The 25,587-nt window shown below is 70.5% G+C and carries 20 protein-coding genes; 9 read left to right on the top strand and 11 right to left on the bottom strand.

What is annotated here, in order from left to right:
* Positions 1–3: 3 nt before the first annotated feature.
* From ppsA to NS283_RS10520, 6 genes are all read right to left on the bottom strand, one after another.
* Positions 4–2,430: a phosphoenolpyruvate synthase gene (gene ppsA, locus NS283_RS10545; RefSeq protein WP_058596822.1), complete on the bottom strand. Its 2,427-nt coding sequence runs from the start codon at positions 2,428–2,430 to the stop codon at positions 4–6.
* Entirely contained in the window at positions 2,427–3,269 is an 843-nt protein-coding gene (locus NS283_RS10540; protein ID WP_058596821.1) for a pyruvate, water dikinase regulatory protein, read from the bottom strand. The genes ppsA and NS283_RS10540 overlap by 4 nt, the downstream gene beginning before the upstream one ends.
* Positions 3,270–3,385: 116 nt before the next feature.
* The gene (locus tag NS283_RS10535; protein ID WP_058596820.1) at positions 3,386–3,784 is read right to left on the bottom strand and encodes a hypothetical protein; all 399 of its coding nucleotides are present in this window, start codon (positions 3,782–3,784) and stop codon (positions 3,386–3,388) included.
* A gap of 13 nt (positions 3,785–3,797) precedes the next feature.
* Entirely contained in the window at positions 3,798–4,385 is a 588-nt protein-coding gene (locus tag NS283_RS10530) for a hypothetical protein (RefSeq protein WP_058596819.1), read from the bottom strand.
* Positions 4,386–4,388: 3 nt separating this feature from the next.
* Complete coding sequence (locus NS283_RS10525; RefSeq protein WP_153003337.1) at positions 4,389–4,781, bottom strand: hypothetical protein; 393 nt, start codon at positions 4,779–4,781, stop codon at positions 4,389–4,391.
* Positions 4,778–10,228, bottom strand: coding sequence for a DUF6531 domain-containing protein (locus NS283_RS10520; RefSeq protein WP_058596817.1), 5,451 nt, complete (start codon positions 10,226–10,228; stop codon positions 4,778–4,780). Before NS283_RS10520 ends, NS283_RS10525 begins: the two co-directional genes overlap by 4 nt.
* A gap of 252 nt (positions 10,229–10,480) precedes the next feature.
* Between NS283_RS10520 and NS283_RS10515 the strand changes: the two genes are divergently transcribed.
* Positions 10,481–11,116, top strand: a complete 636-nt coding sequence (locus tag NS283_RS10515; RefSeq protein WP_058596816.1) for a hypothetical protein — start codon at positions 10,481–10,483, stop codon at positions 11,114–11,116.
* Complete coding sequence (locus tag NS283_RS10510) at positions 11,113–11,487, top strand: amino acid transporter (protein ID WP_241492233.1); 375 nt, start codon at positions 11,113–11,115, stop codon at positions 11,485–11,487. Before NS283_RS10515 ends, NS283_RS10510 begins: the two co-directional genes overlap by 4 nt.
* Positions 11,488–11,546: 59 nt before the next feature.
* Here the strand turns inward: NS283_RS10510 and NS283_RS10505 are convergent, their stop codons facing one another.
* On the bottom strand, positions 11,547–12,587 hold the full coding sequence (locus NS283_RS10505; RefSeq protein WP_058596833.1) for an alcohol dehydrogenase catalytic domain-containing protein: 1,041 nt from the start codon (positions 12,585–12,587) through the stop codon (positions 11,547–11,549).
* A gap of 279 nt (positions 12,588–12,866) precedes the next feature.
* Positions 12,867–13,511, bottom strand: a complete 645-nt coding sequence (locus NS283_RS10500; protein ID WP_058596815.1) for a hypothetical protein — start codon at positions 13,509–13,511, stop codon at positions 12,867–12,869.
* A 164-nt stretch (positions 13,512–13,675) separates the two neighbouring features.
* Here NS283_RS10500 and NS283_RS10495 point away from each other — a divergent pair, with 164 nt between their 5' ends.
* From NS283_RS10495 to NS283_RS10485, 3 genes are all read left to right on the top strand, one after another.
* Positions 13,676–14,869, top strand: a complete 1,194-nt coding sequence (locus NS283_RS10495) for a HupE/UreJ family protein (RefSeq protein ID WP_241492232.1) — start codon at positions 13,676–13,678, stop codon at positions 14,867–14,869.
* 119 nt (positions 14,870–14,988) lie between these two features.
* Positions 14,989–16,980, top strand: coding sequence for a purple acid phosphatase family protein (locus tag NS283_RS10490; RefSeq protein ID WP_058596813.1), 1,992 nt, complete (start codon positions 14,989–14,991; stop codon positions 16,978–16,980).
* A 59-nt stretch (positions 16,981–17,039) separates the two neighbouring features.
* Positions 17,040–18,110 (top strand): WxL protein peptidoglycan domain-containing protein, encoded by a 1,071-nt coding sequence (locus NS283_RS10485; protein WP_058596812.1) that lies wholly within the window; start codon positions 17,040–17,042, stop codon positions 18,108–18,110.
* Between the two features lie 158 nt (positions 18,111–18,268).
* Here NS283_RS10485 and purB read toward each other — a convergent pair whose 3' ends face one another.
* The 3 genes from purB to NS283_RS10470 form a co-directional block, all read right to left on the bottom strand.
* Entirely contained in the window at positions 18,269–19,648 is a 1,380-nt protein-coding gene (purB, locus tag NS283_RS10480) for an adenylosuccinate lyase (RefSeq protein WP_058596811.1), read from the bottom strand.
* A 27-nt stretch (positions 19,649–19,675) separates the two neighbouring features.
* Complete coding sequence (locus NS283_RS10475) at positions 19,676–20,182, bottom strand: low molecular weight protein-tyrosine-phosphatase (RefSeq protein WP_058596810.1); 507 nt, start codon at positions 20,180–20,182, stop codon at positions 19,676–19,678.
* A gap of 111 nt (positions 20,183–20,293) precedes the next feature.
* Entirely contained in the window at positions 20,294–20,698 is a 405-nt protein-coding gene (locus tag NS283_RS10470; protein WP_058596809.1) for a phage holin family protein, read from the bottom strand.
* Between the two features lie 101 nt (positions 20,699–20,799).
* On the opposite strand from NS283_RS10470, the gene NS283_RS10465 reads away from it, so the two are divergent.
* From NS283_RS10465 to NS283_RS10450, 4 genes are all read left to right on the top strand, one after another.
* On the top strand, positions 20,800–21,876 hold the full coding sequence (locus tag NS283_RS10465; protein WP_058596808.1) for a histidinol-phosphate transaminase: 1,077 nt from the start codon (positions 20,800–20,802) through the stop codon (positions 21,874–21,876).
* Positions 21,877–22,059: 183 nt separating this feature from the next.
* Positions 22,060–23,190: a thiamine pyrophosphate-dependent enzyme gene (locus tag NS283_RS10460; RefSeq protein WP_058596807.1), complete on the top strand. Its 1,131-nt coding sequence runs from the start codon at positions 22,060–22,062 to the stop codon at positions 23,188–23,190.
* Complete coding sequence (locus tag NS283_RS10455) at positions 23,187–24,164, top strand: alpha-ketoacid dehydrogenase subunit beta (RefSeq protein WP_058596806.1); 978 nt, start codon at positions 23,187–23,189, stop codon at positions 24,162–24,164. Before NS283_RS10460 ends, NS283_RS10455 begins: the two co-directional genes overlap by 4 nt.
* 95 nt (positions 24,165–24,259) lie before the next feature.
* Entirely contained in the window at positions 24,260–25,573 is a 1,314-nt protein-coding gene (locus NS283_RS10450) for a dihydrolipoamide acetyltransferase family protein (protein ID WP_058596805.1), read from the top strand.
* Positions 25,574–25,587 lie beyond the last annotated feature (14 nt).

The raw sequence follows: 25,587 nt of genomic DNA, 5'->3' as shown, positions 1-25,587 counted from the left end.
CGTTCAGTCGCGCCGCGGCGCCCCCAGCTGCGCCTCCGTCAGCACCTGCCCCTTCGGGCGTTCGTTCGCGGCCAGCGCGAGCCACGTCTCGACCACGGTGTCGGGGTTCAGCGACAGGGACTGGATGCCACGGGCCACGAGCCACTCGGCGAAGTCGGGGTGGTCGCTGGGCCCCTGCCCGCAGATCCCGACGTACTTGCCCTGGCGTCGGCACGCGTCGATCGCCATCCCGAGCAGGTGGCGGACCGCGGGGTCGCGCTCGTCGAAGGCGGATGCCATGAGCGCCGAGTCGCGATCGAGCCCGAGGGTCAGCTGCGTCATGTCGTTCGAGCCGATCGAGAAACCGTCGAAGTGCTCGAGGAACTGCTCGGCGAGGATGGCGTTCGCGGGGAGCTCGCACATCATCACGACGCGCAGCCCGTTCTGGCCGCGGCGCAGACCGTTGGTCGCGAGCAGATCGATGACCGCGGCGGCCTCACCGACCGTGCGGACGAACGGCACCATGATCTGCACGTTCGTGAGACCCATGTCGTCGCGGACCCGCCGCAGGGCTTCGCACTCCATGTCGAAGCACGCGCGGAACTCCGGCGAGACGTACCGCGCCGCCCCGCGGTAGCCGAGCATCGGATTCTCCTCGTGCGGCTCGTAGAGGGGACCGCCGATGAGGTTGGCGTACTCGTTCGACTTGAAGTCCGACAGGCGCACGATGACCGGCTCGGGGGCGAAAGCCGCCGCGATCATCGAGACGCCCTCGGCCACGCGCTGGATGAAGTACTCCTCCGGCGACGGGTAGGCGGCCACGCGCGCGCGGATGTCGTCGGCGAGCTCGCCGTCCAGCGCGTCGAGCTCCAGCAGCGCGCGCGGGTGGATCCCGATCTGCCGGTTGATGATGAACTCGAGCCGCGCGAGCCCCACGCCCGCGTTCGGCAGGCGCGAGAACGCAAAGGCCTGGTCGGGGGTGCCGACGTTCATCATGATCTTGGCCGGGGGTTCCGGCATCCGGTCCAGTTCGGTCTGCTCTTCGACGAAGGGCAGGATGCCGCCGTACACGAGGCCGTCGTCGCCCTCGGCGCACGACACCGTGACCTCCTGCCCGTCGGTGAGCGCGCGAGTGGCGACACCCGTGCCGACGACGGCGGGGATGCCCAGCTCGCGGGCGATGATCGCCGCGTGGCACGTCCGGCCGCCGCGGTCGGTCACGATCGCCGAGGCGCGCTTCATGATCGGCTCCCAGTCGGGATCGGTCATGTCGGCCACGAGCACATCGCCGTGCGCGAAGTCGGCCATCTGGTCGATCGAGGTGAGTACGCGCACGCGTCCCGCGCCGATGCGCTGACCGATCGCCCGGCCCTCGAGCAGGACCGGTCCGCGCTCGGCGAGCACGAAGCGGCGCAGCACGTTGGCCGACTGGCGCGAGACGACCGTCTCGGGTCGGGCCTGCAGCACGTACAGGCGTCCGTCGACGCCGTCCTTGCCCCACTCGATGTCCATCGGGCGCCCGTAGTGCTCCTCGATGACCAGCGCGATGCGGCCGAGCTCCTCGACCTCCGCATCGGTGAGGGAGAACCGCGTCCGGTCGGCGGCGTCCACTTCGACGAAGGCCGTGCTGCCGTCGACATGGATGCCGTCGGTGTAGCGCATCGCGATGGCCTTCTCACCGACCGACCGCTTGAGGATCGCCGGACGCCCGGCGCGGATGGCGGGCTTGTACACGTAGAACTCGTCGGGGTTCACCGCGCCCTGTACGACCGCTTCGCCGAGGCCGTAGGAGCTCGTGACGAACACGGCGTCCTCGAACCCCGACTCGGTGTCGAGGGTGAACATGACCCCCGAGGCGCCGATGTCGGAACGCACCATGCGCTGCACCCCGGCCGAGAGCGCGACCTCGTGGTGGTCGAAGCCGTGGTGCGCGCGGTACGCGATCGCGCGGTCGTTGTAGAGCGAGGCGAACACTCGGCGGATCGCCTGCAGGATGTTCTCGATCCCGCCGATGTTGAGGAACGTCTCCTGCTGCCCGGCGAACGAGGCGTCGGGGAGATCCTCGGCGGTCGCGCTCGAGCGGACGGCCCAGGTGACGGCATCCGGATCCGCTTCGTTGCCGACGAGCGCCGCGTAGGCGCTGCGAATGTCGGCCTCGAGGTCGGCGGGGAACGGTTGTTCCTCGATCCAGGCGCGCACCCGGGCGCCCAGCTGGCTCAGCGCGGCGACGTCGTCGACGTCGATGCCCTCGACGGCCGCGCGGATGCGCTCGTCGAGTCCGCCCTCGGCGAGGAAGCGTCCGAACGCGTCCGAGGTGGTCGCGAACCCGGGCGGCACGCGGACGTCGGCGGATGCCAGGTGCGACACCATCTCGCCGAGGGAGGCGTTCTTGCCGCCGACCTGCGCGAGATCGCTCATGCCGATCTCGTCGAAACGAAGGATGTTGGTCATGGGGTGGGCCTTTCGTGGGGTCGGTCCCGCAGCTTCATCGACTGCAGGATCACGGCGGACATCTCCTCGACGCTCCGGGTCGCGGAGCTGAGGAACGGAACACGGGTGCGGCGGTAGAGGTCTTCGGCCCGGCGGATCTCGAGGGTGCACTGGGCGAGGCTGGAGTAGGTCGAGTTCGGGCGGCGCTCGTGTCGCACCTGGCTGAGCCGAAGGGCGGTCGTGGTCAGCCCGAAGCAGCGATCGGCGTGCGGCGCGACGATGCGCGGGAGTCCGTCGGTGGGGAAGTCGTCGTCGGTGAGCGGGTAGTTCGCCACGAGGAGCCCGTAGTGCAGGGCGAGGTACATCGTGGTCGGCGTCTTCCCGCACCGGGAGGGAGCGACGATGATGACGTCCGCCGTGTCGAGCGCGCGTCCGCTCTGGCCGTCGTCGTGCTCTATCGCGAACTCGACCGCCCGCATGCGGGCGAAGTACCGTTCGAGGTCGCCGAGCCCGTGGTACTGCCCCGAGCGCTGCTCGGCGGGCGTGTCGAGCTCGGCTTCGAGCTCGGTCAGGTGCCCCGCGAGGAGGTCGATGACCACCGCCGCGGAGCCGGCGATCACGGCCCGGATGCCGGCATTCTTCACCGTCGCGAAGACGATCGGTGCGGCCTCCGGCGTCGTCGCGCTCTGCAACGCCGCGGCGACCGTCGACACGGGCGTCACCGTCCCGACGAAGGGGATGGTGTGGCGATCGAAGTGGGCGGCGGGGAAGTTGGCGAGGAGCGCGTTGCCGAGGGTCTCGGCGGTGATCCCCGTGCTGTCGGACACGAAGAACACCGCGCGCGTGGCGGCGCTCAGCACGGTGTCCGCGGCGTCGTGGGGTGGGCCATGCGACGACGCTAGGGAATTTCAATCAGAATTCTTGCGCCGAATGAAAGTAAGAAAACGGATTCTTATCCGATGCGTAATCCGCGCTCTCAGGGCACCGCTTCGTAGGTCTGCACGCTGGCAAGACCGATCAACGGCATGATGTGAGCCGAGACCCACCCCACCTGGAAGTCGTAGACGCCCGGCTCGAAGGCGGCGGCGACGCGCGCGGAGTTGTCGAAGGTGACGCCCCTCTGGAGCACGACGTCGCCGCACTCCGTGGTGTGGAGGAGCACGCTGGGAAGGCTGCTCGATCCTTTGAACCCGCCGGAGGACTCTCGTGGCTCCGCGGAGGTGACGGTGCACCGCCACGTGGTCAGCACGTTGTTCTCGAGGGGCGGCCCGATGAAGAGCGTGAACACCGTGAGCGCGAAACCCAGTGCGACGACGAGCAGGGACGCGAGGACCGCGAGTCTGCCCGGCGGCTTCTTCGTGCGCCGGGTGCTCATCCGCTCGCCCTCCTCACGCCTCTTGCAGCGGACGGGAGGCGTCGGGGATCGTGAGGTCGGGACGGTACTGGCGGAGGTGCTGGATCAGCTGGGGATACCCGAGCATCAGCCGGTTGGCCGCGAAGCGGGTCTTCGAGCCGCTCTTGCCGACGACGCCGCCGTAGTTGTTGCCGATGTGCGGGGCGAGCGCGGTGAGCTCGGCAAGAGGTACTTCGCGGGGCGCCGCGACCATCGGGAACGCCCAGATGGTGTCGGGGGTCACCTCGAGTCGCAGCCGAGCCATCCCCCGGGCGAGCAGAATGAAGGCCCCGCCCCCGATGACCATGGCGACCCCGGCGATGCCCATGGAGAGCGGCGACGACGGGCGCGTGGCGGCGACCAGAGACAGCAGCAGCCCGAGGACGAAGACGACGATCCCGAGGGTCCGCACCATGACCCGCTGCCACTTCCGGGTCGAGACGACGAAGAGGACGTCGGCTTTGGTCGCCCGATAGGTGGCCGTCGAGGGCGAGCGACGCACTCCGGCCGAGACCGCTACGGTGACGATGACCATCGCCGCGATGGCGACGCCGACGCTCACCAGGGTGATGGAGATGTTCATGGTTCAGCCTTCTTTTTCGTAGCTTTTCACCGTCGGCAGGCCGTCCGGCAGGAGCGGCATCACGACGCGGGAGAACCATCCCATCCGGATCACGTAGACCCCCGGGCTGAACGTCTCGGCGACCTCGGCGTTGTTGTCGAAAGTGACCCCCTCCTGCCACGCCAGGGCCCCGCAGTCGCTCGTCTCGATGCGGACGATCGGGAGGGTCGGGCTGCGTCCGCCTCCCGAAGACGCCGCCTGTGCACCGGTCACCGTGCACTCGCGCCCTTCGATCCCGATGTTGTCCCATTGCGGGATGAGGATGACGCCCACCGCCGCGAGGATCATCAGGGCAAAGACCGTCAACAAGGCGACCAGCTTCAAGGAAGGCCGCTTTCTGGGGTGTAGCTCGCTCATGATCGCAGGCTCGTCGTCGGGCCAGTTCCGCCGTTGATGAATCCTTGCCAGAAGCTATCGGACAGGCTCTTGTCGCCGACCCCTCCCGGTTGTACCGCTGTATTGGCCAGGTTGAGAAGCCCTCCGCCGACGTGGTTGATGCCATGTTGTGTGATGACCTGCCCGAAGTTGACCGGCGCGCCGGCGTGTGCGCTGTCCGACACCCTCGCGACCAGGTTCGGCGTGAGTTCCGAGCCGACGAGGTTAGACGTGATTCTCCCGAGCCCCTGCGTGAGGACGGATCCGCCGCCGCCGATCAAAAGGCCCGTTCCCGTCGCCTGTATGTAGCCTTCGATCGTCTGGTTCTCCCCGTTCAACGAGTAGTCGGCTATGTTCCCGGCAGCCCCGCTGACCGACCCGCTGACGGCGGCGCGGATGCCGTTGTTCCCCAACGCTTCACCTACGCTTGCAGCTAATCCACCGTTGCCCGGGATGCCTTTGCCCAGCGCATTGTAGGCAAATTGTGCGCCCCGGGAGGCGTTCCCCGTCAGGACCGCTCCTCGCGCGACTTGCGCACCGCGGGCGAGCGCCGTTGCGGCGACGGATCCCGCCCCGCCGGCGATGCCGCCGACTGCAGCGTCCAGACCAACCTTGCCCCAGTCGACCTCGCCTGTGGTGGTCTTCTGCGAGATGGCGGAGATGCCGCCCGACACGGCCGCACCCGCCAGTACCGCTCCGATCGGGCCGCCGAACCCGGTCGCCATGAGCGCGATCCCGCCGGCGAGCATCACGCCGCCGATCACCCAGTCGCCGTACTGGTCCCACCAGTCGCCGAGAGCAGCGCCCGCATCGGCCAGCGCCCCCTGGTGCGCCTCGGCGTACGCCGTGAGCTCGGCATCCGTCACCGGCCGCAGGCCCAGCGGGTCGGTGGCGTGCAAGGGGTCGTTGCCGGCGAACGAGTAGGGGTTGGTGCCCCACACCGCGCCGATGGGCGCCTCGAGCGGGTCGGTGGTGAGGAAGCCGCGCGTCGACGGATCGTAGGCGCGCGCCCCCATCCACTCGAGCCCGGCGATCGCCAGGTCTCCGCTCGGGGTGATCGAGACCGCGCCGCCGCCCAGCGACTGGACGGCGCGCAGAGCGGCCCACGGCTCGTCCGCCGCCGCGGAGCGCGCGTCGCGCCACCCGCCGACGACCCACTCGCCGTCGATCCCCGCGAGGGCGCCGGGCGCACGGAAGACGTCGGTGGATCCGACCCGCAGCGCTCGGGGCACACCGTCGGCGGTGTCCCAGAGCAGACGGACGCCGTCGACCTCGACGAGATCGCCGAGCGCGTCGACGTGGAGCGAGGTCTGACGCTCCTCGCCGTCGGTGAGGCGTTCGGTCACGCTCCGCAGCCAGCCGCGTTCCTCCCACGCGTACGCCGTCTCGTGGCCGGGAGCGACCTCGCGCACACGACGCCCGCGGGGGTCGTAGGAGAAGGTCTTCTCGCCGTCCGCGTCGGTCACCGACACGAGCTGTCCGGCCTCGTCGTACGCCGACACGCGCTCGCCGCGGCGGGTCGTCTCGCTCACGAGGCGGCCGGCGCCGTCGTACCGCCAGAGGGTCTCGCCGTCCGCGTTCACCGCCGAGACCAGCTGTGCCGCGTCGTCGTGCAGGTAACGCGTGGTGCCCGTGGCATCCGTGATCGCGAGGATCCGGCCCGAGTGGTCGCGCTCGATGCGCGTGACGGTGGCGCCCGTGGCATCCGTCCGCGTGTGGGTCACGGGGAAGCCGTTGTCGTACTCCCACGCCTGGAGGCTGTCGCCCGCGCGCGACTCGAGGATCCGGCCGAACGCGTCGCGCGTGTAGTGCACCGCGCCGAGGCGGGAGTGATCGATGCGGGTGAGATGCCCGGCGGCATCCCGCGTGTAATCGACCGTCACACCGTCGGGAGTGATGAGGCGCGTGCGAGCGCCGTCGGCGTCGTACTCCCAACGCAGTGAGCGGTCGCCGCTCGTCTGCTCCGCGAGCCGGTCGAGGCGCGTGAACCGCAGGGTGTGTGTCACGGTCTCATCGCCGGTGTGGTCGGCGATCGTCATGGTGCGCGACCGCGAGTCGCGGTCGATGTCGGTGAGCCGTCGGCCGTCCACGGAGAGACCGGATGCCATCCCCGCTTCGTCGTAGTGCAGCTCGAAGGTCGTCCCGTCGGGGGTGATCTGCGCGATCTGACGACCGGCCGCGTCGTAACGGGCCGTGGTGGTTCGCCCGAGCGGGTCGGTCTGCGAGGCGATCTTGTCGAGCTGCGTGTACGTCCGCCTCGTCACCGCGCCGAGGGGGTCGGTGATCGACGTCAGCCGTCCTCTCTCGTCGTAGTCGTAGCGGGTGACGCCGCCGATGCCGTTGGTCGCGGCGACGAGCTGGCCGGCGGCGTCGTACGAGAAGCGACGGATGCCGTAGCGCGCGTCCTGCGCGAAGGTCAGGCGCCCCGCTCTGTCATAGCCGAGCCGCGTGACGCCCATGCCGGGGGTGTCGAGACGAACCACGCGTCCGGCTTCGTCGTAGGTCGTCTCGGTGCGTTCTCCGGTGGGGAGGATGCGGGCAACGATGCGGGAGTCGGCGTCGTATTCGAGGGTGGTGCGGGCGTCGTTCGCGTCGATGGCCGCGATGGGGCGGCCGCAGTGGTCGTACTCGTAGCGGGTCGTTCGCCCGGCGGGCGTCGTGATCGCGGTGACACGCCCGGCCAGGTCGCGCTCGATGCGGGTGAGGCCGCCGTCGGCGTCGAGGAGCTCGACGGGGCGCCCGCACGCGTCGTAGGTGATGAGCGACGCGTCGCCCGCGGCATCCTCGACTCGTTCGGGGCGTCCGTACTGGTCGTACCGGACCGACGCCTCGGCGAAGGCGGTGTGGACGGTCACGGTTTCGTCAGCGCGCGTGACGTCGGTGTGCACGCCGGTCGGGTCGGTGGTGCGGGTGAGTTCGCCGACCGCGTCGTACTCGCGGGTCCACACCCCACCGGCGGGGTCGGTGATCTCCCGCAGGCGGGAGAGAGCGTCGTGGGTGAAGCCCCAGGCGGCACCATCCGGGAGGGTGACGCCGGTGACGTTGCCGAACTCGTCGAAGGACCGGTCAATCGCGCGGCCGAGGGGATCAATGGTGCGGGTCAGGCGGCCGTGGGGGCCGTACTCCAGCTCCGTGCGCCCACCCAGCGGGTCGACGATCGCGGTGATCTGTCCGCCGGGGCCGTGTTCGTAGCGCCAGATCGCCCCGTCCGGATCCTCCCGGCTGAGCAGGGAACCCTCGGAGCTGTAGGTGTACCGGGTGATCGCGCCCAGCGGGGTGATCGCCTGGGTGACGCGCCCCGCGCCGTCACGCACCAGCCGCGCGGTGGCACCGTCGGCGTTGCGCGTGGCGACCAGTTCCCCGTGGGCGTCGTAGTCGAAGCGGAGGATCACGCCTTCGGGGTCGCGGGCGCGGCGGAGGAGTCCGTTCTCCCAGTCGAGTTCGGTGATGCTGCCGGCGGGGTCGGTGATGCGGGAGGGGTTGCGTTCGTGGTCGGTGGGGTAGTCGTAGGTGACGATGCCGCCGTCGGCGGTGACGACGGTGGTGACGCGGTCGTGGTCGTCGTAGCCGTAGGTGATGTCGGCGCCGTCGGGGGTGACGGTGCGGGTCTTGCGTCCGCGGGTGTCGTAGGCGTGGACGGTGATGCGTCCTTCGCGGTCGGTGACCGAGACGAGGTTGCCGGCCGGGTCATACGCCATCGACTGGCGGTTGCCGTCGGTGTCGATGATGCCGACCAGGCGGCCCTTGCGGTCGGCGATCCACGTGTTCGCGTTCGACCCATCGGCGTCGGCGACTTCGGTGACGCGGCCGGAGAGGTAGGTGAAGCGGGTGTGACGCCCGAACTCCGTGGTCTGCTCCCGCACGCGCCGCTGCGCGTCGTACACGTTCGTGCACTCGATCACACCGGCAGCCGAGACCACCTGGTCGATGAGGTCGTTGTCGTTCCACCGGTACGTGCGCGTCCCGGCGGGGCCGGTGACCGCGGTCAGGCGGTGGTCGTCGTCGTAGAGGTATTCGACGCGGCGCCCGTCGGAGGAGGTGACGGATGCCACGAGCCCGTCGACGTAGTCGACGTCGATGCGGCGGTTGCGGGAGTGCTCCAGGGCGACGATCGCGCCGGCGGCATCCCGGTGGACGGTGACGACGTTGCCTGCCCCGGTGCCGGCGCCGACCCAGTCGCCGCCGGTGGTGAACGCCCACCAGGCCCCGGCGTTGTCCGTGACCAGCAGGCCCTCGGACAGGGCCAACCCGCGCGCGGCGAGGTCTTCCGCGCTGGCGCGGTTGAGCCAGTAGTTCTCCCCGGTGCCTCGCGCCCAGTCGCGCCCGTCGACGCCGAAGACGATCTGCCGCCCGTCCGCCATCACGAACCGGGCGTCGTCCTCACCGAGCAGCAGGGTGGTGTCGAGGATCGACGACCACCCGACGCCGAACACCCCGGCCCCGTCGTTGAGGGAGTTGTACATGCGGGTCAGCGACAGCAGTGCCGTCGCCGCGGGGAACGGGAGATCGTTCTCCGGCTCGAGGAAGTTGCCCGTGGCGGAGTTGACGGGGTCGTTCACGAACCCCGTCGTCGGGGCCCCACCCCATGCCGTCGGGGGGTCGATGGTCAGGTCCTGCCGGGTCGCGGACACCCCCGCCGCCGCCAGCGACGCCGCCAACGCGGCATCCGACACCGTCCCAATCCCCCCGTTCGTCCCCGCGTCCTCGAACGCCTGCGCGATCGTGTTCGCCCACGCCGTGTCATTCGCATTCGCGTCCAACCACGCGCGGAACCCCGCAACGACCGGGCTGACATCGATGCCACCGAAATCGCACGTCGCCATGAAGTCGCCGGTCCACTCCGACAGGCGCCCCGGGTGCGCCGACAGGCCCGCGTCCAACTCCGCGGTGCCGTTGGCGAACGACCGGAGGTTCTCGGGACGCGCCGAAGAGGTGCCGCCGCCCCCGCCTCCGCTGCCCGGTGCCGGCGTCTGGCGCGGCGACGAGGTCAGCGTCGTGGCCTGGAAGACGGGCGGGTCGATGGGGCCGTCGGACGGCGGCGCCTCCTCACCGAAGATGTCGTCCCACGTCGCTTCCAGCCAGTTCGCTCGACGCGCCTCGACGCGGTCGCGCCACTCCCGCGCCCGCTTGCGGCGAGCGTTCTCCTCGCGCGCCGCATCGCTCAGCCGCCCCATGAACGACGCCACGTCGCGCAGCCGGTAGACCAGCTCGCGGGCGTCGCTCGCCGCGATATCGGCGTTCGCGTTGAACAGCTCGGAGAAGTAGCCCGAGAAGTCGGTCCGTGCTGTCGCCGCGTACGAGATCCGCGACCCGGTCTGATCTTCGATGTGGTTCGCGGCCGCATTCGCCGCCGACGCGACAGCGTCCGCCCGCCCGAAGTCGTACGTCAGATCAGGTGCCCCATACACCTCGAGATCGACATCAGCCACAGAGAACCCCCCAGTCGTCCCGCGGTCACCCACCGACCGCTCACGGCGACAGAAAGGATAACTCGCCTCCCCTTTTCGTCTCGGAAGACTTGATTTTGCTCGGCGTCTGCAGCAAGAAGACGCCCGTTCCGCTCGCGCGCGGCGTCACCTGGGGATTGCCGATGAGCCCGTCGGCATCCAGGCTCCCCGGAGGTCGCGGGCTCCCCGAGGAATAGACTGGATGCCATCGACACCGTTCTTCCGGGATCTTCCGTGGCCACTTCCTCTTCCGCGCGCACCTTCGACGTGCGCCATCTGCAGCTCGCGCGCGCCTTCTTCGCCGCCGTCGCCGCTGCCATGGTCACCTTCTCGTCCGACCACTCCGCGTCCGTGGGTCTCGCCGTCTTCAGCGGATTCACTCTCGCCACGGCGCTCGTGTTCGCGCTGTCGGCCTGGCTCGTCTTCCCCCGTGGCGCCCGCGCGACGGTCATCGTCCTCGCGGTCGTCTCGGCGGTCGCGGGCATGGCGGCGAGCGTCCCGTCGTGGCGCGAGACCGGCACCTTCTTCGCCATCGTGATCGCGTGGGCGTTCGTGAGCGGCCTCGTCGAGGTGATCGCCGCGGTCCTGGATCGTCGGGCCGGTCGCACCGCCGCCGCCCCGCGCGACGGTCTGCTCATCGGCATCCTGACTCTCGTCCTCGGTGTCGGCCTCCTGGTCACCAACCCGCAGTTCGCCCTCGGCTACGCGATCGAGGGAGCGGGTTCGTTCACGCTGACCGGCATCGTCATCGCCGTCGGACTCTTCGGCGGTTACGCGGCGGTCGTCGCCGTCTTCCTGGCGATCGCTGGATTCTCGCCGCGCCGCCCCGAGCCGATTCCGGCTGCACCCACCGAGGAGGCCGTGTCGTGACCGACAAGCCCGCCGAAAAGCCGACCCGTCGCGATCTGATGAAGCCCGTCCAGCTGCTGGGCCTCGCCTTCGGTGCCGCCGTGTTCGCCGGTTTCGTCACTCTCATGTCGATGGGCTTCTTCCAGACGCGTCCCGCCGATCAGATCCAGCGCGCCCTCGTCGTCGGACTCGTCGCTGCCGGCGTCACCTTCATCGTGGTGCTCGTGAGCGTCGCGCTCATGCTGCTCGCCGTCGACCCCGCCAAGGTGACCGCGACCGTCGACCGGCCGCTGCTGCTTCCGAAAGAGACTCCGGATGCCGCCGCCCCCGACGCCGCGGACGCCCCCGAGGCTCCGCCGGCCGACGGCGGTCCCGAGAAGCCGCGGAGCTAGACGCCCGCTGGGGCCTGCGCACTCTCCCGCCGCCGGATCTCCGCCGGGCGCTGCCTGAATCAGTCGCGCCGCGGATCGATCATCGTCATGCCCGCCGGCGACGCGGTGTCCATGCCGGGCAGAAGGGTCGCCGCCTCGCTCAGACCGATGACGCGCTGGATCAGGTCGTGCGGCCGCAGTGCGCCGCTCTCGATCAGCGACAGCATCTCGGGGTAGTCGACCGCGGCCATGCCGTGGCTGCCCAGGAGGTCGAGCTCCCACGCGATCACGCGCGCCATGGGCATCGACGTCATCCCGTCGGCGGTGGGGAGCAGACCGATCTGCACGTGCCGCCCGCGGCGGCGCAAGCTCAGCACGGCGTCGCGCGAGGTCTGGGCGCTGCCGACCGCGTCGACGGCGACGTGGCTCCCGCCGCCGGTGATCTCGTGCACCACGGCCGCGATGTCGGACCCGTCGGCGAGCAGGGTGTGCTCGGCGCCGAGGCGAGCAGCCGCCTCGAGAGCCGCGGGCGTGCGGTCGACGACGATCACGCGCGCGCCGAGGGCGACCCCGATCATCACCGCGCTGAGGCCCACCCCGCCGGCCCCGACGACGGTGACCCACTCGCCCGCCTGCACGCGCGCGCGGCCAGTGAGGGCGCGGTACGCCGTGGCGAAGCGGCATCCGAGCGCCGCGGCCGCCTCGTAAGAGACGCCGTCGGGGATCCGCACGACGTTCGTGTCGGCCGCGCGCAGCACGACGCGCTCGGCGAACGAGCCCCACTGCGTGAACCCGGGCTGCTGCTGGTCCGGGCACACCTGCGCGTCGCCCGCGAGGCACCACTCGCACGCCCCGCAGCCCATCACGAACGGCACCGTGACGCGGTCGCCGACGCTCCACCGCTGAACGCCCGCGCCGACCTCGACGATGACGCCCGCCAGCTCGTGGCCGGGAACGTGGGGGAGCGAGACGTCGTCGTGCCCGACCCACGCGTGCCAGTCGCTCTTGCAGAGCCCGGTCGCGTGCACCTCGACCACGATCCCGCCGTCCGGAGCGGTCGGGGCCTCGACGTCGCGCACCTCGAGGGGTGCGGCCAGGGCGTCCATGATCATCGCGCGCATGGCATCCATTCTTCCGCCCGCCGCCGGGGTCGCCGGCCGCCGGCCGCCGTGCAAGGACGTGGCAGCCGTACCGTCGCGCGGAGTTCTTGGCCGACACGCCGTGTCCGGCGGTCGTGGGTGGGCGTGTCGGGGCCGAACTCCGCCTGCCGGCTCGGCCCGACGGCCTGACGGCCCACGGCCGACGGCCCCACCTCCCACCGCCCACGGCCCGACGGCCCACGGCCCCACGGCCCGACGGCCCGACGGCCCACGGCCCGTGAGGTCGCGAGCGACGCCGCGTCACTCCATCCAGAGCACGATGCCGCGTTGGCCTGTGAGCACCGAGGCGACGCCCGCACGAACGGCGGCGGCCGCGCGTTCCGGGGTGAACGACGCCGGGTCGTACGCGGATGCCGTCCCGAGCCCCTCGCCGCGGTACGCCGCCCCCGTCCAGTCGACCGCGGTCACGTTCTCGGTCGGCTCGGCGAGTTCGGCGCCGACGATGAGGAACTGCCGGTCGAGGTGGCTCGCGGTCACCGTGGCCAGCGGATCGACCAGTGCGTCGCCCGCGCTGATGATGAGGTCGGGGTTCATCTGCATCGCGGCGACGATCCCGTCGATCATGTCGTCGTCCGCGTGCACGATCTCGAGGTCGGCCCGTGTCTCGGTCGCCCATCCCTGGACCGCTCGAACGAGCACGGCCGTCGGGGCGTCGTCACCCACGGTCAGCAGCACGACCCGCAGGCCCTCGGGGGCGCGGACCCCGTTCCACGACCCCGGGGAGGGGGAGAGGGTGGATTCCGGAGCGGGAGGGGTCGCGGGGAAGAACCCCGCCGCAGGCGAACCGACAGGTGAAGGTACCGGTCGTATCTCGCTCCACCCGGGGGTCGTGGAGCACCCCGCCAGCAGGATCAGGGCGGCGAGCGTCGCCACCGTGGTCGTCATCCGCCTCACCGTCCCACTCTGCGCGCGCCGTGCGCGGCCCGGGTGGACCGCGGGAGAACGGCGGGCGCACGTTACGTTTCCGTTCTCCTCACCGCGTCCCGCCGTTCAGCACGGCGGAGCACCCTCATCGCGGAAAGGTCTTCATGTCTTCAGCGATTCGGCGCGTGACCCGCGCTCTTCTCTTCGTGGCGGGCGTCACCGCGCTCCTCGCCGTCGCGGCACCCGCCTCGGCGCACGGCATCCTGTCGGTGGTCTACGCCGACCTGTCCAGCGGTGGTCCGGGTGTCGTCCATACGCAGCTGCAGGTCGAGTACGACCTGTTCGTCGTCTCCGCGGCCGACGCGGCGAAAGACGACCCGCTCTATCGCGCGGGGATGGACGCGTTCGACGCCGGAGACGCCGAGCAGCAGGTCGCCGTCCTCCAGGCGCACCGCCCCGCGGTGTCGTCGTACGTGACCGAGCGCTTCCGCATCGACGCCGCAGGACAGGAGTGCGCCCCCACCCTCGCGGACGACATCACCATGACCCAACAGGACGGCGTGCCCTACGCCGTGCTCGGGCTGGATTACGCGTGCCCGCCGTCCGAGAACGGGCACGAGGTCTTCTCGTCGCTCTTCCCCGACGCCGAGGGCTACGTCACAGACACGAAGACGATCCTCACGTACTCCCTCGACCTGCACGAGGGGAGTACGGTCCTGGATGCCGAGCACCCGTCGTTCACGACTGCCCAGACGCCCCTCGAACGCTTCTGGGAGTTCTTCCGGCTCGGCGCCGAGCACCTGCTCACAGGGATCGACCACATCCTCTTCCTCCTCGCGCTGATCGTCGGCTCCCGACGCCTGCGCGAGGTCGTGATCGCGGCGACGACCTTCACGCTCGCCCACTCGGTGACGTTCATCCTGGCGGCGACCGGTGTCGTCGCCGCTCCGCCCGAGCTGGTCGAACCCACGATCGCCCTCTCCATCGCCGTCGTCGGCGCGTGGTATCTGTGGCGGCTGTGGCGCGGCGGCAAGGTCGATCAAGACCTTTCGCACGCCCACGGCTTCCTTCGCCTCGACCGGGCCGGATGGCTGCGGGTGGGCGTCGTCTTCCTCTTCGGTCTCGTGCACGGGCTCGGCTTCGCCTCGGCGCTGGGCATCGACGAGCCGTGGTCGTGGACGCTGCTCTGGTCGCTCCTCGTGTTCAACGTCGGCATCGAGGCGGTGCAGATCGGCCTGATCGTCGTGGCCTTCCCGCTTCTCGTGCTGCTGCGGCGCCACTACCCCCGCATCGGGATGTGGGCGAGCGGTCTGCTCGCCGTCGTCGTCACGGTGGCGGGGCTCGTCTGGTTCGTCCAGCGCGTGCTGGGCATCGAGTGACGAGCGTTGACGGACTCGATAGGTGCACTGAGTCAACCATTCATCCGATGGTCACCGGACGGGCGGAGCGTGGGGGAGCCCGCCGATCGCGGGCCCCTCACCTAGAGAAACGGACAGCCATGCTCCTTTCCGCATCGACGTCGCACGGGACGCGCACGCGTCGCCGCGCCACGTGGATCGCAACGGCCGTCGTCGGCGTCTCGCTCGTGCTCTCGGGCACAGCGGTGGCGTCAGCCGCGCAGGCCGACTCCCCGGCGACCCTCTCCGGCGTCATCCTCGGCGTCGGGGCCGACGAAGCACAGCGCATCGTCACCTGGTACTCCTCGGCCGACACCGCGCAGACGGTGCAGGTCGCGCCGACCTCGACGCTCGTGAACGGCGAGTTCCCCGCCACGGCCACGACGTTCTCGGCATCCGGGACCGCCAATGTCGCCACGAGCGGCGGGTACAACCGCCACGCGACGATCGCGGGCCTCGCGGAGAACACCGGGTACTCGTACCGCGTGGGCTCCGACGGCAATTGGTCGTCGACGTACGCGTTCAAGACGCAGTCGTTCGAGGGCGACTACGACTTCCTCTTCTTCGGTGACCCGCAGATCGGGTCGTCCGGCGACGTCGCGAAGGACCAGGCGGGGTGGCAGGACACCACGAAGGTCGCCGTGAGCGCCGACCCGAACGCCGAGCTGCTCGTCTCGGGTGGCGACCAGGTCGACTCGGCCAACAACGAGACCCAGTGGAACGCGTTCCTCGCCCCCGACGAGCTGCGCCAATACCCGTGGGTCGCCACGATCGGCAACCACGACGTGGGCGGCAAGGCCTACGAGCAGCACCTGTACACCCCGAACACCGACCGCTCGGGGGCGTACTACCGCAAGGGCGCCGCGAGCACCGGCACCGAGTCGGGCGGTGACTACTGGTTCATCTATAAGGACACGCTGTTCATCGACCTCAACAGCAACAGCTACGCCACCTCCCAGGGCGGCGGCGGAGACGACGCCCACGTGGCCTACGTCACGGACGTCGTGAACAAGCACGGCGCCGAGGCGAAGTACACGGTCCTCGTCTACCACCACGCGATCTACTCGCCGGCCGACCACGCGAAGGACGCCGACAACAAGGTCCGTCGTGTCGACTTCCCGACCGCGTTCTCGAAGCTCGGCGTCGACCTGGTGCTCCAGGGCCACGACCACAGCTACTCGCGCTCCTATGAGATCAAGAACGGGGCGAAGGCGAACGCCGACGAGAAGCCCGGTCAGGACGAGGTCTTCGAGGGCCCCGGCGGCGTCGTGTACGTCACCGCCAACTCGGCATCCGGATCCAAGTACTACGACATCACCGCGCCCGACAACAGCGGCACGAGCGGTGCGGGGAACGGCGCCGACCCGCTGAACCCGAACAACTACTGGTACAACTCGGTCGAGAACCAGGAGCACGTGCGCTCGTACGTCAAGGTCCAGGTGCAGAAGGACCAGCTCGTCGTGCAGAACATCCGCTCCGGCGACTGCTCGGCCCCGAACGCCGCCGTCGAGCTGAACCGCGTGCTGTGGTGCGGTCCCCAGAACGGCACCCAGCCGGCCCAGGCCGTCGGGTCGATCCAGGACGAGGTGACAATCCACCCCAACCACGGTGACGGCCAGGACATCCAGGTCGACGTGCCCTCGGGCGCGCCGGGCGAGTTCGGCTGGACGATCAACGGCCACAACGGTCTCGTCGACCTCGGCACCGCCGAGGAGAAGAACCTCCAGTACTTCGAGGCCACCGGTCAGATCAACCCGATCGCCGTGACCGACACCCGTCGCAGCAAGGCCGCCTGGTCGGTCTCGGCGTCGGTCGGCACCTTCACCGACGGCACGAAGACGTTCGAGGGCAAGTACCTCGGGTGGACGCCGAAGGTCGTCACGCCGGGTGCCGGCGCTGTCGCGGGTGCGGCCGTCGGCTCCGGCTACGACGGCGGCGACGGCCTGTCGACGTCGCGGGTCCTCGGCTCCGCCGCCATGGGCCACGACCGTGGCACCGGCGTCGTGGGGGCAGACCTCGACCTGAAGATGCCCAACTCGATAGACAAGGGGAGCTACCGCGCGACCCTGACCCTCACCGCGCTGGCCGGCTGACCAGCGAACCGGGCCGGCGGGGAGTCCCCTCCCCGCCGGCCCCTCCCGAAGGATCCCTCATGAAGAACCTCTCCCGTCCCCTCGCGCTGTTCCTGGCGACGTCCGTCGTGGCCGCCGTCCCCCTGGTCGCCGCCCCCGCGGCGTTCGCCGCGACCGACGACGTGACCTGGACCGTGCGCACCGCGTCCAACGACCTCGGCGCCGACCGGACGAACTTCTCCTACGCGCTCAACCCCGGAGCCCATCTCGACGACGGCCTCGTCGTCGCAAACCGCGGCACCGAGGCTGTCGAGCTCGACGTCTACGCGGCAGACGGGTACACGACCTCGACGGGCGCCGTCGATCTGCGTCTCGCCGCCGAGGAGCCGGTGGGCGTCGGCAAGTGGATCGTCGTTCCGCAGCACCACGTGTCGGTGCCCGCCGGGCAGACCGTCGAGGTGCCCTTCACGATCGACATTCCCGCGGATGCCACCCCCGGCGATTACGCCGGCGGCGTCGTCACCTCGCTCACCGTGGCCGACCAGACGGCGAACGTCAACGTCGACCGTCGTCTCGGCATCCGGGCCGGCATCCGGGTGGGCGGCGATCTCGCTCCGGCCCTCGCCCTCGACGATGTCGGCGTCGACTGGGACGGCGGTGCCGTCCCCTTCCTGTTCGGCGACGCCACCGTGCACTACCGCCTGCACAACGCCGGCAACGTCTCGCTCACGGCGGACGACACCGACGCCGTCGCCGGCCCCTTCGGCTGGGGAGAGGTCGATGCGACCCCCGGTGACGCCGCTCCCATCCTGCTCCCCGGGGAGTCGTGGCAGCGCGCCGTGCGCGTTCCCGCCGTCGCCGCGATGGGGATGATCTGGGCGTCGGTGACGGCATCGCCCACGGTCACCGACGCCTCGGGGTCGACCACGGTGCTCGACCCGGTCGTCGGCTCGGCCATGGGCTGGGCGGTGCCGTGGCCGCTGCTCGTCGTTCTGCTGCTGGCCATCGGCGCGGCCGTTCTCGGTCCGCGGTGGGTGCGCACTCGTCGTCGTCGGCGACAGGATGCCGAGGACGCCCGCGTCGCCGAGGCGGTGGCGCGCTCGCTGGCCGAGAACGCCGTGCCGACCGCTGCGGCGGGGCGGTCGTCGTAACCGTTCGGGTTGTCGGGGCCGCGCGGTGCGCGGGGCGCGCGCGTGCCGTCAGGCGGAGTTCCTGGACGACACGCCGCGACCCGGTGCCGCGGCGCGGCGTGTCGTCTGCAGACTCCGCCTGACGGCACGCCGCCGAGCAGGCCCCGGGCGACGCCGCCCTACAGCGAGTCGACCACCCGCGACGCCAGGCCCGCGTACGCCGCCGGGGTGAGCGCGAGCAGGCGTTCCTTCGCGGCATCCCCGATGTCGAGGCCGCGCACGAACTCGGCCAGCTCGGGGGCGCCGACGCGGCGACCGCGCGTGAGGTCCTTCAGCAGCGCGTACGGGTCGGTGATCGTCGAGCGACCGGCGGCGATCTCGGCGCGCACAACGGTCTGGATGGCCTCGGCGAGCACCTCCCAGTTCACGTCGAGGTCGGCCAGCAGCACGTCCTCGGCGAGCGAGATCTCGGTGAGGCCGCGCTGCAGGTTGTCGAGCGCGAGCAGCGAGTGCCCGAAGGCGACACCGATGTTGCGCTGCGTCGTCGAGTCGGTCAGGTCGCGCTGCATCCGGCTGGTGACGAGGGTGGATGCCAGGGTGCCGAACAGTCCACCGGCGATCTCGAGATTCGCCTCGGCGTTCTCGAAGCGGATCGGGTTGATCTTGTGCGGCATCGTCGACGAGCCGGTGGCTCCCGCGACGGGGATCTGCGTGAAGTACCCGAGCGAGATGTACGTCCAGATGTCGGTGGCGAGGTTGTGCAGGATGCCACCCGCGTGGCGCGCGCGGTCGTAGAGCTCGACCTGCCAGTCGTGCGACTCGATCTGCGTCGTGACGGGGTTGAAGCCGAGGCCGAGCGACTCGATGAACTCGCGCGTGAGCTGCGGCCAGTCGACGTCGGGCTCGGCCGCGACGTGCGCCGACCAGGTGCCGGTGGCACCCGAGAACTTCGCGAGGTACTCCCCGGCATCCAGCTGACGGATGACGCGCTCGAGGCGCCACGCGAACACGCCGATCTCCTTGCCCATTGTCGTGGGCGTCGCGGGCTGGCCGTGCGTGCGCGAGAGCATCGCGGCGTCGCGGTGCTTCACCGCGAGCTCGGCGAGGGCGGCGGTGACGGCGCGGAGCTTCGGCAGCCACACGCGCTCGACGGCGCGCTGCACGGTCAGGGCGTAGGCGGTGGAGTTGATGTCCTCGCTCGTGCACGCGAAGTGCGTGAGCTCGGCGAGGGAGGTGAGCCCGAGGCTGTCGAGCCGGTCGCGCACGAGGTACTCGACGGCCTTGACGTCGTGGCGGGTGACCGCCTCCTTCTCCTTCAGCCAGGCGATCTCGTCGGCGCCGAACTCCTCGTACAGCGCACGCAGGCGCGCACGGTCGGCGTCGGACACCGGCGAGGTGCCGAACAGCGAGCGGTCGGTCAGGGCGAGGAGCCACTCGACCTCGACCTCGACGCGGGCGCGGTTCAGGCCCGCCTCCGACAGATAGTCGCCGATTTCTGCGACAGTGCCGAAGTACCGCCCGTCGAGCGGGCTGAGGGGCTGCGGAGGCAGAGCGGACACGGGTCTCCCGGGGGTCGCGCGAAGGGGTCAGCCCGCGGAACGGATGGCGGGCTCGAGCTGCCGGAACAGAGCGCGGCAGGCACTCTCGATCATACCGAGCACCTCGTCGAACATCGGGGGGCCGGCGTAGTACGGGTCGGGGACGTCGAGGGTCTCGGCATCCGGAACGAACGACTGCAGCAGGGTGATCTTGTCGGCGGCGTCGTCGTCGCGGGCCCAGCCGCGCAGGACGCGTTCGTGGCTGCGGTCCAGCGCCACGACCAGGTCGTTGCGCTCGAAGTCGGCGTACTGGAACTGTCGCGCGCGATGCGCCGCACCGTCGTACCCCAGACGCTCCAGAGCCGCGAGGGTGCGGTGGTCGGCGCGTTCTCCGACGTGCCAGTCCCCGGTACCGGCCGACGACGAGGCGACGCGCGAGCCCAGCCCCGAGGAATCCGCGAGATGACGGAACACCACATCGGCCATGGGGGAGCGGCAGATGTTGCCGCTGCACACGAACACGACGCGGAAGGGCGCGTCGGCACTCGCGGTCATCCCTCCATCATGGCGCTGAAGCGCCGCGACCGCACGCGCCGATTCCTCCGGACGCCGTGGGTTCGTATCCCTTCGACGGGCTCGGGGACCCGGGCGACGCGAACCGGCGCGTCAGCGCCGTGAACGCTCGTCTCGACGCGGACGCAGGATGCCACCGAGCACGGCGTTGATGATGCCGATCAGCAGCGCCGCCACGACCGTCAACCAGAACTCGCCGGTGCGCAGGCCCCAGTCCCAGTTCGCGGTGATGACGGCGGTCAGCCACAGCAGGAATCCGTTGATCACGAGCGAGATGAGCCCGAGCGTGAGGATGTACAGCGGGATCGCCACGATCTTGACCACGGTCCCGACGATCGTGTTCACCAGGGCGAAGATGAGCCCCACGAGCAGCAGGGTGAGGGCGACCTGCAGCCACTCCCCGGGCTCGAAGGGGATCAGCCGCACCTGCAGGGCGGGCAGCAGCGTGACGATCCAGATGGCGAAGGCGTTGACGGCGACGCGGACGACGAAGCGCATGCCCCCACCCTGGCACGCCGGTGCCACGGTCCGGCAGGGGCTTGCGACGGATGCCACGGAGGGACTGACGCGCGACGGCCGCCCGCGGTTAGGCTCGCGGGGTGAGTGAAGAGCCGGTCCTCCCCCGAATCCGCCCCGAGATCGCCGCCCTGCCGGCGTACCGCCAGGGCCGACAGGCCAGCGCCGACGCGTTCAAGCTGTCGAGCAACGAGAACCCCTTCGACCCGCTCCCCGGTGTTCTCGAGGCCATCCAGGGCGCGTCCGGGATCAATCGGTACCCGGATGCCACGGCCGCCCGCCTCCGCGAACGACTCGCCGCGCGACACGGCGTCTCGTCCGACGACGTGCACATCGGTGCCGGCAGCGTGTCTCTGCTCGCGCAGCTGCTTCTCGCGACTTCGGGGCCGGGCGACGAGGTCGTCTACGCCTGGCGTTCCTTCGAGGCCTACCCCTCGCTCGTCGCCGTCGCCGGAGCCACCAGCGTGCAGGTGCCCCTGACCGACGACTTCCGCCACGACCTCCCCGCGATGGCCGCCGCGATCACCGAGCGCACGAGCCTGGTCATCGTGTGCAGCCCGAACAACCCGACGGGCCCCACCGTCACGCACGACGACTTCGCAGCGTTCGTCGAGGCCGTGCCCGCCGACCTGCTGATCGTGCTCGACGAGGCGTATGCCGAATTCGTGACCGACCCCTCCTCGGTCGAGGGCGACCGCGTGCGCGCGATCATCGCCCGCCCGAACATCGTCGTGCTCCGCACCTTCAGCAAGGCTTACGGTCTCGCGGGCCTACGCGTCGGCTACGCGATCGGCCACACGCGGGTCCTGGATGCCGCGCGCAGTACCGCGATCCCGCTGTCGGTCACGGCCGCGGCCGAAGAGGCGGCGCTCGCGAGCCTCGCCGCCGAGTCCGAGCTGCTGGAGCGCGTCCGCGTCATCGCCGAGCGCCGCGACCGTCTCGTCGCCCGCCTCCGCGATGCCGGGTGGCCCGTCCCCGATGCCCAGGGGAACTTCGTCTGGCTCCCCGCGGGAGGCCGGGCGCTCGAGGTCGCCGCGGCCTTCGAAGAAGCGGGCCTCGTGGTGCGCCCCTTCGCCGGCGACGGCGTGCGGATCTCGATCGGCGAGGAGGAGTCGCTCGACCGCATCGTCGAGGTCGCGGCCGCGACGGCGCCGCGCTGAGCGCGGTCCATCTGCATGACCCGTGGGGCGCATGAGGCCTCGAAGCCCTCGCCCGGGCGCGTTCCACCGCGTCGGTCCTGCAGTTGGACCACGGTGTCGATTGTCGATCACGTATGCCGAATCCCGGCATCCGTTGTTCACCTCATGCAGTCCTCGGCATGGGGCGAGCATTAGCGTGGGAGCATGACCCCGCTCGACGACCCCGCTCTCGTGCGCGTTCTGGCAGCCGACGGCACGCTGGCCCCCACGCCCGCCGCCGAGCGCTACCTGCCGCTCATCGACGCCCTCACCGACGCCGAGCTCGAGACGTTCTACCGTGACATGGTCTCGATCCGCGCGTTCGACGTGCAGGCCACCAACCTGCAGCGCCAGGGGCAGCTCGCCCTGTGGCCGCCGTCCTTCGGGCAGGAGGCCGCCCAGGTCGGATCCGCCCGGGCCGCTCGCGCGCAGGACCACATCTTCCCCTCGTACCGCGAGCACGTGGTCACCCGCATCCGCGGCGTCGACCCGCTCGACATCATCCGGCTCATGCGAGGGCTCACCCACGGCGGGTGGGATCCGAGCGACCCGAAGAACGGCAACACGCACATCTACACGCTCGTGCTCGGCGCGCAGACGCTGCACGCCACGGGTCTCGGGATGGGGCTCGTGTTCGACGGCAAGTGCGGCACCGGAGACCCTGAGCGCGACGAAGCGGTCATCGTCTACTACGGCGACGGCGCGTCCAGCCAGGGCGACGTGCACGAGGCGATGGTCTTCGCCGCGAGCTTCCAGACCCCCGAGGTCTTCTTCCTCCAGAACAACCAGTGGGCCATCTCGGTCCCCGTCGCCACGCAATCGCGCTCGCCGCTGTACAAGCGCGGTGAGGGATACGGCATCCCGAGTGTCCAGGTCGACGGAAACGACGTGCTCGCCAGCTACGCCGTGTCGAAGACCGCCCTCGACGAGGCGCGTGCCGGCGGCGGACCCCGCGCGATCGAAGCGATGACCTACCGGATGGGTGCGCACACCACGAGCGACGACCCCACCAAGTACCGCACCTCGGACGAGGAGCAGTCGTGGGGCCGTCGCGATCCGATCGCCCGCATGCGCGCGTTCCTCGAGGCCCGCGGCGCCTCGCAGCAGTTCTTCGACGACGCGGATGCCGAGGGTGCCGCTCTCGCCGACGACGTGCGCGTGCGCACGAACGAGCTCGGCACGATCCCGCGCGCGCACATGTTCGAGAGCGTCTACTCCGAGGCGCACGCGCTGATCCAGGAGGAGCAGCGCTGGCTCGACGACTACGAGGCGTCGATGGAAGGGGGCGCGCAATGACCGAGAACATGCCGATCAGCCGCGCGCTGAACGCCGGGCTCCGCCGCGCGCTCGAGACCGACGACCGCGTCCTGCTCATGGGCGAGGACATCGGCCCGCTCGGCGGCGTCTTCCGCGTGACCGAGGGCCTGCAGAAAGACTTCGGTCCGCGCCGCGTCATCGACTCGCCCCTCGCCGAATCCGGCATCGTCGGTACCGCGATCGGTCTCGCGATGGGCGGCTTCAAGCCCGTTCTCGAGATCCAGTTCGACGGCTTCGTCTTCCCCGCGTTCGACCAGATCACCTCGCAGCTCGCGAAGATCACGAACCGCCACGAGGGGGGCGTGCGCATGCCCGTCGTGATCCGCATCCCGTACGGCGGGCACATCGGCGCGGTCGAGCACCACCAGGAGAGCCCCGAGGCGTACTTCACGCACACCGCGGGTCTGCGCGTGGTCAGCCCCTCGAACGCCAACGACGCGTACTGGATGATGCAGCAGGCCATCGCCTCGCCCGACCCCGTCATCTTCCTCGAGCCCAAGGCGAAGTACTGGCAGAAGGGCGAGGTCGACCTCGACGCCCCCGCCCTGCCGCTGCACGCCAGCCGCATCGTCCGCCGCGGTACCGATGTGACGCTCGTGGGTCACGGCGCGATGGTCACGACCCTGCTGCAGGCGGCCGCGCTCGCCGAGAGCGAGGGGACGAGCTGCGAGGTCATCGACCTGCGTTCGCTGTCTCCCGTCGACTACGGCCCGCTGCTCGACTCGATCCGCCGCACCGGCCGCATGGTCTACGCGCAGGAGGCGCCGGGCTTCACCTCCCTCGGCTCCGAGATCGCCGCGACCGTGATGGAGAAGGCGTTCTTCGCGCTCGAGGCGCCCGTGCTGCGCGTGTCGGGCTTCGACGTGCCGTTCCCGCCCGCGAAGCTCGAGGGCACCTACCTGCCTGACGCCGACCGCATCCTCGAGGCCGTCGACCGCTCGCTGGCCTACTGACCCATGATCCGCGAGACTTCATTTCGCTGACGAAACCGCGACATTCTGCCGCTGTCTCGTCAGCCCGATGCAGTCTCGCGAGCAAAGGACACCCCGTGACCGAGCAGACCTTCGTTCTCCCCGACGTCGGAGAGGGCCTCACCGAGGCCGAGATCGTGCAGTGGCGCGTCGCCCCCGGCGACAGCGTCGCGGTCAACGACGTGATCGTCGAGATCGAGACGGCGAAGTCGCTCGTCGAGCTGCCCTCGCCCTACTCGGGCACGGTCGGCGAGCTCCTGGCATCCGAGGGGTCCACCGTCGAGGTCGGTGCGCCGATCATCACGATCGGATCTTCGGATGCCGCTGCCCCGGCGCCCGCGGAACCCGTCACGGTTCCCGAGCCCACCGACCCGGGCGGAGCGGTGCTCGTCGGCTACGGCACGGGCGGTGCGGTGTCTTCGCGTCGCCGCAAGCCCGCGGAGCGTCCCGTAAAGGCATCCGTCGGTGTGGTCGCGAAGCCCCCGATCCGCAAGCTCGCTCGCGATCTCGGCGTCGACCTGTCGGCGGTCACCCCCAGCGGCCCGGCCGGCGAGGTCACCCGCGACGACGTCGTGAAGCACGCGGAACAGGCGAGCGTCTTCCGCAACATCGAGACGCCCGCATGGGGCGAGGTGCGCGAAGAGACGATCCCCGTTCCCGCCCCGGCCGCCCCGGCGCCGGTCGCCGACGCCCGCGAGGAGTCGATCCCCGTCCGAGGCGTCCGCAAGGCCACCGCGAACGCCATGACCTCGAGCGCCTACTCGGCCCCCCACGTCTCGGTGTGGGTCGACGTCGACGCGTCGCGCACGATGGAGCTCGTCAAGCGCCTGAAGGCCTCGCCCGACTTCGCCGACGTGAAGATCTCGCCGCTGCTGATCATGGCGCGCGCCGTCATCTGGGCCCTGCGCCGCACGCCGATGATCAACGCCGCCTGGGTCGACACCGAGGACGGTGCGCAGATCTCAGTGCGCCACTACGTCAACCTCGGCATCGCCGCCGCCACCCCCCGCGGCCTCCTCGTGCCGAACATCAAGGACGCGCAGGCGATGAACACGCGCGAGCTCGCGAAGGCGCTCGAGAGCCTCACGCTCACCGCGCGCGAGGGGAAGACGAGCCCGGCCGACCAGACCGGCGGCACGTTCACGATCACGAACATCGGCGTCTTCGGAGTGGATGCGGGCACCCCGATCATCAACCCCGGCGAGGCCGGGATCATCGCGCTCGGAGCGATCCGCCAGAAGCCGTGGGTCGTCGACGGCGAGGTGCGCCCCCGCTGGGTGACCACGGTCTCGGGTTCGTTCGATCACCGCGTGGTCGACGGTGACGGGATCTCGCGGTTCATCGCGGACGTGGCATCCGTTCTGGAGGAGCCGGCGCTGCTGCTGGACTGACATCCGAGTCGGGT

This window comes from Microbacterium testaceum, from assembly GCF_001476285.1.
Classification (GTDB): domain Bacteria; phylum Actinomycetota; class Actinomycetes; order Actinomycetales; family Microbacteriaceae; genus Microbacterium; species Microbacterium testaceum_B.
Note: the sequence above shows the minus strand (reverse complement) of the source record. Positions and strands in the feature narration are given on the sequence as shown.

Bases quoted from the DNA above. Each gene is read 5' to 3' on its own strand.
- ppsA (WP_058596822.1), bottom strand. From the start codon at position 2,430: ATGACCAACATCCTTCGTTTCGACGAGATCGGCATGAGCGATCTCGCG.
- NS283_RS10535 (WP_058596820.1), bottom strand. From the start codon at position 3,784: ATGAGCACCCGGCGCACGAAGAAGCCGCCGGGCAGACTCGCGGTCCTC.
- NS283_RS10530 (WP_058596819.1), bottom strand. From the start codon at position 4,385: ATGAACATCTCCATCACCCTGGTGAGCGTCGGCGTCGCCATCGCGGCG.
- NS283_RS10525 (WP_153003337.1), bottom strand. From the start codon at position 4,781: ATGAGCGAGCTACACCCCAGAAAGCGGCCTTCCTTGAAGCTGGTCGCC.
- NS283_RS10505 (WP_058596833.1), bottom strand. From the start codon at position 12,587: ATGCGCGCGATGATCATGGACGCCCTGGCCGCACCCCTCGAGGTGCGC.
- NS283_RS10500 (WP_058596815.1), bottom strand. From the start codon at position 13,511: ATGACGACCACGGTGGCGACGCTCGCCGCCCTGATCCTGCTGGCGGGG.
- NS283_RS10490 (WP_058596813.1), top strand. From the start codon at position 14,989: ATGCTCCTTTCCGCATCGACGTCGCACGGGACGCGCACGCGTCGCCGC.
- NS283_RS10485 (WP_058596812.1), top strand. From the start codon at position 17,040: ATGAAGAACCTCTCCCGTCCCCTCGCGCTGTTCCTGGCGACGTCCGTC.
- NS283_RS10475 (WP_058596810.1), bottom strand. From the start codon at position 20,182: ATGACCGCGAGTGCCGACGCGCCCTTCCGCGTCGTGTTCGTGTGCAGC.
- NS283_RS10470 (WP_058596809.1), bottom strand. From the start codon at position 20,698: ATGCGCTTCGTCGTCCGCGTCGCCGTCAACGCCTTCGCCATCTGGATC.
- NS283_RS10460 (WP_058596807.1), top strand. From the start codon at position 22,060: ATGACCCCGCTCGACGACCCCGCTCTCGTGCGCGTTCTGGCAGCCGAC.
- NS283_RS10455 (WP_058596806.1), top strand. From the start codon at position 23,187: ATGACCGAGAACATGCCGATCAGCCGCGCGCTGAACGCCGGGCTCCGC.